General features: G+C 52.2%; 4 protein-coding genes. 2 read left to right on the top strand and 2 right to left on the bottom strand.

Annotation, left to right across the window (positions count from 1 at the left end):
• Both FBQ85_22680 and FBQ85_22675 read left to right on the top strand, forming a co-directional pair.
• On the top strand, positions 1 to 3,283 hold a 3,283-nt coding region (locus tag FBQ85_22680), incomplete at its 5' end, for a T9SS type A sorting domain-containing protein (GenBank protein MDL1877948.1).
• Between the two features lie 122 nt (positions 3,284 to 3,405).
• Positions 3,406 to 3,969: a hypothetical protein gene (locus FBQ85_22675; protein MDL1877947.1), complete on the top strand. Its 564-nt coding sequence runs from the start codon at positions 3,406 to 3,408 to the stop codon at positions 3,967 to 3,969.
• Between the two features lie 161 nt (positions 3,970 to 4,130).
• Here the strand turns inward: FBQ85_22675 and FBQ85_22670 are convergent, their stop codons facing one another.
• Together FBQ85_22670 and FBQ85_22665 are read right to left on the bottom strand one after the other, a co-directional pair.
• Positions 4,131 to 5,648 (bottom strand): beta-lactamase family protein, encoded by a 1,518-nt coding sequence (locus FBQ85_22670; GenBank protein MDL1877946.1) that lies wholly within the window; start codon positions 5,646 to 5,648, stop codon positions 4,131 to 4,133.
• A 169-nt stretch (positions 5,649 to 5,817) separates the two neighbouring features.
• Entirely contained in the window at positions 5,818 to 7,653 is a 1,836-nt protein-coding gene (locus FBQ85_22665; protein ID MDL1877945.1) for a T9SS type A sorting domain-containing protein, read from the bottom strand.
• Positions 7,654 to 8,165 lie beyond the last annotated feature (512 nt).

Genomic DNA, 8,165 nt, shown 5'->3' with positions numbered 1-8,165 from the left:
CGACTACGACAATGACGGCGATCTCGATTTGTTTGCCAGCCGCGACAAACTCTATCGCAACGAGGGAAACGGCAACTTCACGCGCATCGAAAATCACGGCATCGGCGTGGGATTGGTGCAAGGGCTTGCTGCCGGCGTCAGTTGGGCGGACTACGACAATGACGGCGATCTCGATTGTTATTATTCCGGCGCGCGTTCCGTGCTGTATCGCAACGACGGCGATGACACGTTCACGCCGATTACCTCGGGCGCGATCGGCTTGTTCGCCGAAAATCGCGGCTGGTCGTGCGCGTGGGCGGACTATGATAACGATAGTTATGTTGATCTCATGATCACCCATCCTGCCGGTTTTGTAGGCGCGGCACTTCCCAACCATCTCCTACACAATGACGGCGCCGGGCGTTTCACCAAAATCCTCAACAGCGACGTGACAACCGGAACCGCGCCGTATACGGTGGGTATTTGGTCCGATTACGACGACGATGGCGACAACGATCTCTTCATTGGCGCCGGGCCAGTCAACCGCACCGGCTTGGATTTTCTTTATCAAAATCAATTAAAAGAATCCGGCAGCGCTACCCTCACTCGCATCAGCACCGGCCCCATCGCCGCCGAGCTGCGCGATGGGCAAAACTTCAACTGGATCGATTATGACAACGACGGCGATCTCGATTGTTACGTTACCAATTATTCCGGCGGTTCGGGCGCGTTGGTGAATCACATGTATCGCAACGATAACGGTGTGTTCACGAAAATTACCACGGGCGACATCGTCAACGATCGCGATACTTCGCTGGGCAACATCTGGGCGGATTTCGACAACGACGGCGATCTCGATTGTTTTGTGACGAACGAAGCTGGATCTCCGAATCGTTATTATGACAACAACGGCGACGGCACATTTTCACGCTTCACCGGGCTGGCCATGTTGACCAAGGCCGGCTCCAACAACAACGCCGGAGCGACCGCGGGCGATTACGATAACGACGGTGATCTCGATTTATTTGTGAACGGCAACGGCCAGGCCTATGCCCTCTTTCGCAATGATTCCAACAACGGCAGTCACTGGCTGCAGCTTGATTGCCGCGGCACGCTGTCAAATCGTGCGGCTATCGGGGCGAAAGTGCGCGCGCTGGCAACCATTCTCGGCCAGCGTGTGTGGCAACGCCGTGAGATCTCTGCACAAAACGGTTTCAACAGCCACAACAGCCTGCGCGTGCATTTTGGTTTGGGTGATGCAATTAGCGTCGATTCGCTGGTGATCGTTTGGCCTTCCGGCAACACGAAAATAATGACGAACATTGCCGTCGACCAAATCCTAACCATTACTGAAGAAATTCCAGCCGGCGCGTTGCGCGCAGATTTTACGGCCAGCCAGTTTGAAGGCATACCGCCCTTGACGGTTCAGTTTGAAGATTTTTCCTCGTTCGATCTCAGTGCGCCGATCACAACGTGGGCTTGGGATTTCGATAATGACGGGCAAAGCGATGCGCAACAGCAAAATCCGGAATGGACTTACACTGAGCCTGGCCAATATACGGTCGCGCTAACCGTTTCAAACGGAGCAGCGACGCATACGATCACGCGCAATCATTTCATTTCAGTGCTGCAATTCAGCAAGCCTGCGCTGGGCGAGTTGGCCACGGAGGTGAGCGCGGCGCAAGGCGCAAGCTGGGTGGACTATGATGGCGATAATGATCTCGATGTCTTTATCACCAACGCGCAGAATCAAAACAATGCGCTTTATGCCAATAACGGCGGCGCATTCACCAAAATCCTTGAAGGGCCTCTCGTCACAGACGGCGGCGCTTCGCAAAGCGCGAGCTGGGGCGATTATGACGGCGACGGCAAGGTGGATTTATTCGTCGCGAATTTCAATCAGGTGAATTTTCTTTATCACAATCAGGGCAACGGCGTTTTCGAAAAAATCACCGAGGGCGCTCTCGTTACCGATCGCGAGCTTTCATATGGCAGCAGTTGGGGAGATATTGACAACGACGGCGATCTCGATATGTTTGTGGCGAACGTGGGCGCGAACAATTCGCTTTACGTAAACGCGGGGGGCGGCAGCTTTGCAAAAATAACGGAAGGCGAAATCGCCACCGATCGCGGGTTTTCACAAGGCTGCGCCTGGGGCGATTACGATGGCGACGGCGACGCTGATTTGTTCGTGGCCAATGGGCGTAATGAGAATAATTTTCGTTATGCCAATAACGGCGACGGCGCTTTTGTCAAAATCACCGCAGGAGAAATCGTGAATGATGGCGGCAACTCGCGCGGCGCAAGCTGGGGCGATTATGATAACGATGGTGACCTGGATCTGTTCGTCGCCAACGAGCAGGGGCAAACCAACTTTTTGTATAACAATCTCGGCGACGGCACATTCACAAAAATTTTGGGCGGCCCGCTTGTGACGGATGTTGCTTCCTCATTCGGTTCGAGTTGGGGCGATTTCGACAATGACGGCGATCTGGATTTGTTCGTGGCCAACGCGGATCGTCCGGGCGTTTTGTATGTCAATCACGGCGACGGAACCTTTGAGGTATTCGCCGATAATCCGCTTGTCACAGATAACAAAACCGCAACCAGCGTCACCTGGGCGGATTATGATGATGATGGTGATCTCGATTTGCTGGTCACGGCCAACAATCAAACCAATGCTTTTTATGTCAACCATATCTCCGGCAAGCATTGGCTCAAAATCAAGCTGATCGGCAAACTCTCAAACACCAGCGCCATCGGCGCTAAAGTCCGGGTAAAAGCTCTGATCAACAATAAAGCTGTTTGGCAACTGCGCGAGATATCGGGGCAAACCGGTTTTGGCAGCCAGAACAGCTTGATTGCGCATTTCGGTTTGGGCGCGGCGAGCCAGGCGGATTCCTTGCAGGTCATCTGGCCTTCCGGGAGAGTGCAAACCGTTGAGAACGTTGCGGCCGATCGTTTAGTTACGATCGACGAAGACGGAAATATCACTTCAGTCAATCAACAAGACTCCGGCCTACCGCTGCTATTTGCCCTGCATCAGAATTATCCGAATCCCTTCAATCCGACCACCACCATCAGCTTTATGCTGGCGCACAAAACGAAGGTGACGTTAAGCATCTACAATGTGCTGGGCAAAAAAGTCGCGACAATCGTCAATGAAATCAAAGAGGCCGGTTCACATGCGGTATCATGGAACGGCAGGAACGAAAAGGGCCGGCTGCTTTCGTCCGGAATTTATATTTACACGCTGGCCACGGATTCATTCGTACAATCCCGGCGGCTCTTGTTGCTGAAATAGCAGGCAACCTGCGCTTGCGCTGGGAACAATGTTGCGGTGCGCATGAGGCGCGCGCCGGCCGGATAAAATTTGATCATTCAAACTCAGGCAACGCAATCTTCACTTTAGTTCAAGAGGAACACATGTCAGTATCGCTCAAACAAACCCTGATACTGAGCGCGATGGCGCTTGGCGTTACAGCAACCGCAGCCGTGGTCTATGATTGTGCTCTATTCACTGAGGCCTCGCCAAACTTGTCGCCGGCCCGGCAGTTTGATTTTTGGCTGGGGGAATGGGAACTGACGTGGCCGGGCGAACAAAGCGGATTGGCCGCCGGCGAAATTGGGCGCGGCAGCAATACGATTACCGCGCTTTTTGATAGTTGTGTCATTCAAGAAAATTTTGTCGATCTTGCGCCGCAAGGCCTGCGCGGCATGAGCGTATCGGTGTACAACTCCCGCCTGGGCAAATGGCAGCAAACCTGGGTTGACAATCAAGGCAGCTATTTGGATTTTGTGGGCGAATTTCAACAGGACAAAATGATTCTTTCCCGCACCGCGCAAACCAAAGACGGCAAAGAGTTCTTGCAGCGCATGGTGTGGTATAACCTCACACGCGATGCGCTGGACTGGAATTGGGAGGCCTCGCAGGATGGCGGCAAAACCTGGAAAGTGAATTGGCAAATTCATTATCAGCGCAAATCCTGATCTAAGGGTGTGCGGTAAAATTCCCTTTTTAAAAAATTGCCCTGATGAACCCTTGCACACAAAAGCGGGCATCAAAGCGCCAATTCACACAAATTGCAGTTTGAACAACAATTGCCCTTTGCCGCATGCTGGCAAAGAAGAAACGTGGAGACCCAGCAAGTTCACCGTGCGCCCGTAATCAACTTGACAATGTTCTTCCGCAAATCGTCATATGCGCCGTTGTCTTGATTGCAAAAGGCCACAAAGGTGATATCGAGTTGAGGAAAATGGCGGAGCTCGAAATTCACGCCGCGCGCGATGCCGCCGTGGCCATAGGAGGGGACGTTTCCTTCGTTCGAGAGAATGAAACCGTAGCCGTAGTCGCTCGCCTCGGCCAAGCCGCGAGTTTTGGAAGCGAGCATCGTGCTCAAATTTTCTTTGGAAAGAATCTTGCCAGCAACCAGCCCGCGCGCGAATTGCAACATATCGCGCGTCGTTGAATAGCCGCCGCCCGCAGAGCTGCCGCGCAAGCCTTGATTCGCAATCACCCACCCCTTCTCCTCGCGCTTAAGCGGAGCGGCCAAAACCACTTTGCTGTCATTTCTAAAATATGAATCCGTTGCCGTCATGCCGAGCGGTTGATAGATATTTTTTCGAATATAATCGTAATAGTCCATGCCGCTCGCTTGTTCGATGATCAAACCCGCGAGCAGAAAATTCGAATTGCTGTAATAAAATTCCTTGCCCAGCTCGTATCTGATTCCGGCTTTGTAAATCCACGGCAGATAGTCGCGCAGCGTCTTGATCTCGTGCCAATACTGCACGTATTCCTCCGTCCAATACTCTCCGATGCCGGAAGTGTGCGAGAGCAAATGATGAATCGTTGCTTTCGCGGTAAATTCTCTGTGAGGAAAATCGGGAAAGAATTTGATGAGGGGATCGTCGTAACTCAGTTTTCCGGCGGCGACAAGTTGGGCAATGGCGAGCGCAGTAAACATTTTGTTGCCGGAGCCAAGATTGAAGCGCGTGTCGGAGGTAACTTTTACAGCGCGCTTGGCATCGGCAAATCCATAGACGCGCTCGAACACGACGTGCTCGCCTTCGGCGATCAGCACGCTGCCAGAAAGATCGTTTTGCGCGATCAACTTATCGATATAACTATTGAGCCACGTGAGCGTGTTCGGATCCGTGAGGGCGCTGTTCGGCAGATAAACCGGCTCGGCAACTTCCGCGATAAATGCCAGCTCGGTTAATTTGAACGGGGGATTGGCTTCGAAGCGAAATTGAAAATCACTCCACATCGCCGAACGGGGCGGCTTGGCATAAACGTGCAATACGCGGCTGATAGCATTGCCCATATTGAATTCTGAAATTTCAGAGTGATGATATTCAAATGCGCCGAAATCGAGTTTAATTCTTTCCATCTGACTCTGAATGCGCGCGAGGCCGATTTTTTCAAGCGTGCTTGCCGCAAAAATGGCTTTAATGGTTTTGGCATAAGAATCCGCAGAGCCGGAATTGAGCGCATTGATATACTCCGTACCGAATTGTTCCACGCGCGCGCGATCAGCTTGCGAAAGCGATTGCGCCGAGGCGTTCTCAAAAACGAGTGCGATCATTATTCCAAACAGCAAAAGAAGTCGATTCATCGAGTCTCCAGTTTTTTTAAAGATGCCAATTACGATTGCGCTTCCTCTCATTAAACAAAAAATCTCCAACAGCTAGAAACAACCCAACGGATGATAAAAAGCTTTTTATCAGTTGGTTGTTTCTATCCGTTGAAAAAAAATTTTATTCGAAAAGCAAAGGTTTCACTTTTAGTAGACAAAGACGCTTGATGGTTCGAACACGTGATTCACGTTTATACTTTCACCGCAGCAAAATCATTTTTTGGGAATCCACCCGGCTCACGGTTTCGAGGCGATACACATAAACGCCGCTGGCAGCAAGCTTACCGCTTTCATCTTTGCCGTCCCACGTTATCGTGTGAGCGCCTGCGCTTTGCCGCTCGCCATCGACCAGCTTGCGCACCAACTGTCCGGCACTATTGTAGACAGCTAATTTCACTTCACTGTTTAGCGGCAATTGATACGTGATAGCCGTGCTCGGATTAAATGGATTCGGATAATTTTGCTGCAGCATAAATTGCGTTGGTAATGAGCCGCTTGCTTCATCTGCAACACCCGTTGTCTGCTTTGCAATCCAAGCCATCGCCGTCTTCACCACCGTATCTTCGCCGCGCGCAACGTCGTCGCGATCAAACCAAACTTTTTCGTGCGGCTCGAGCGCTTTGTGCGAAAGATACTCATGCGTGCTCACCAAATATTGCGGGCCGGTCGCGAGCATCGCGCTCCAATCACTGTTGCCAAGATTGATGTTGTCCGAGCCGGTATTTCCTCCCGCGGCCGCTTTTCCAAAAATTCTCGCGCGCGGATGAAACGCCAGCCGCCGCGCCTCCAACTCACCCGCGCTGATCGAACCCGGCCCGATTAAGATTGCAATCGGTTTGTTGTAAAAAGTATTTGGGTCTCCGCGAATAACGAGCGCCGAAGCCGGCCGCTGCGGATCGGGCTGCATGGCGAAATGATCTTCGCCGCGCACGCGACGATCAAAGCCGACCGTTGCTACGGTTTGATTGAACAACAGCACCAAGCCGTCGCGTGCGAGCGCAGTGCCGCCGGTGTTAAAACGGAAATCGAGAATGATGCCCTCGGTTTCGGTGTGATGCATCAGGCTGTCAACCGCGTTGCGGAATTGCACGAGTATAGTATTCTGCGCATCGGCAGCCCACGAGGTCACATAAACGTATCCGACCTTCGTGCCCGTCATCACGCCCCAACTCACGCGGCGACCGTTCGTACGATCCGGCCACTTCACGCCCGGCACGTCGATTTGCTCGCTGCCCCAAATGATGCGATTCTCGTTCGCGAGTAGATTGGTGCTGACGTGCAGCGTATCGCCGCTGTCGTATTTCACAATGTCAATCGTGTCGAACAAATGCCAATTCAACCCCGCGGATTGCAGCAGATAATACGTGTTCGCTTCTTCCGTGGCGGCGTTGACGATATTGAGCGCGAGGGGCAATTCCGCTTCGAGCAGCGCAGGATAAATATCCTTCCACAAAACGCCGTCATAACCGAGCACGAGATCGCCCGGCACAAGCCCGAGCGGGTGATTTGGCAACGATTTATAAACGAGTAGTGAGCTATCAGGCAGCTGCGTCAAGACCGCGCCAAAATGTTGATTCGTTCCCCACTGGCCGACGACGAGAACCGGCACGCCTTTTCTGAGTGTCGTGAAGGAGACGCGAATATCGTAAGCCCAAGTGTGCAGCTCATTCAACTTGAAAGTGAAGTGATTCATGATTGCCGCAAACCTGCCGCGACTCACGCCCGCTTCGATTTCCGGCCGATAATGATCGCGCAGCGCAAAAATATCCGGCGCGAAATTGTGAAACGCGCCATATTGCAAATCCACTTCGTTCCACCAGCGATCGAAGATTTGCAGCTTCTGTGCTGTCGGCAAACCTTGTCCCCACGTCGCGTCGATGATGGGTCGCCACTCCTTTGCAGTGAATTTTGTGGGGCTATTGCCGTGCATCTTCGCCCAGCTAAAATCCGAAGCCACAGGACCGCTGGCTTGCGAAGACGCACAGAGCAAATGAAAGATGAAGGCGGCAGAAGCGATGGGCAAATTTTTTCTCATTACTTTTCCTCAAGGCCGTGTGCAAAACAGTAAAATGACGGAAAGGTCTATGGCAGAAATAAATGAAGCATTTTTGCCAAACATTTTTCTGTCATAAAAGAACAGCTCACTTGACCAGCTTACTCTGCCCCCACGCAAATATTTGTGGAAAAAATTGCGGATCGAACTGGCCAGTGGTAACATCGATCAAATCGTGATTCATGTTCGGGAAAAGCAAAACTGTAAAGTCCTTACTTCGCTCTTGTTTGATCTTTTCAATCTGCGCGATGTCGTAGAACGTGGGATTGCTGCGATCCATGCCGCCATAAACCCAAAGCGCGGGTACGTTGAGCGCCTGCAATGCCACAGTGGGATCATAACCGTGCGCGCCGGCATAATTCGCCAACATCGCCGTGAGCTGTTCGATGGTTAGCGAAGCATTGTCGGCGAGATCATCGTAATATCCTTCAATGCCTACCGAGCTGCCGCCGCCGTTGACGCAAATGATGAATGCAACCTTGTCCGATTGGTTC

This window comes from Cytophagia bacterium CHB2, from assembly GCA_030263535.1.
Lineage (GTDB): Bacteria > Zhuqueibacterota > Zhuqueibacteria > Zhuqueibacterales > Zhuqueibacteraceae > Coneutiohabitans.
The sequence above is the reverse complement of the archived record's forward strand: the minus strand, read 5'-3'. Positions and strand labels throughout refer to the sequence as shown.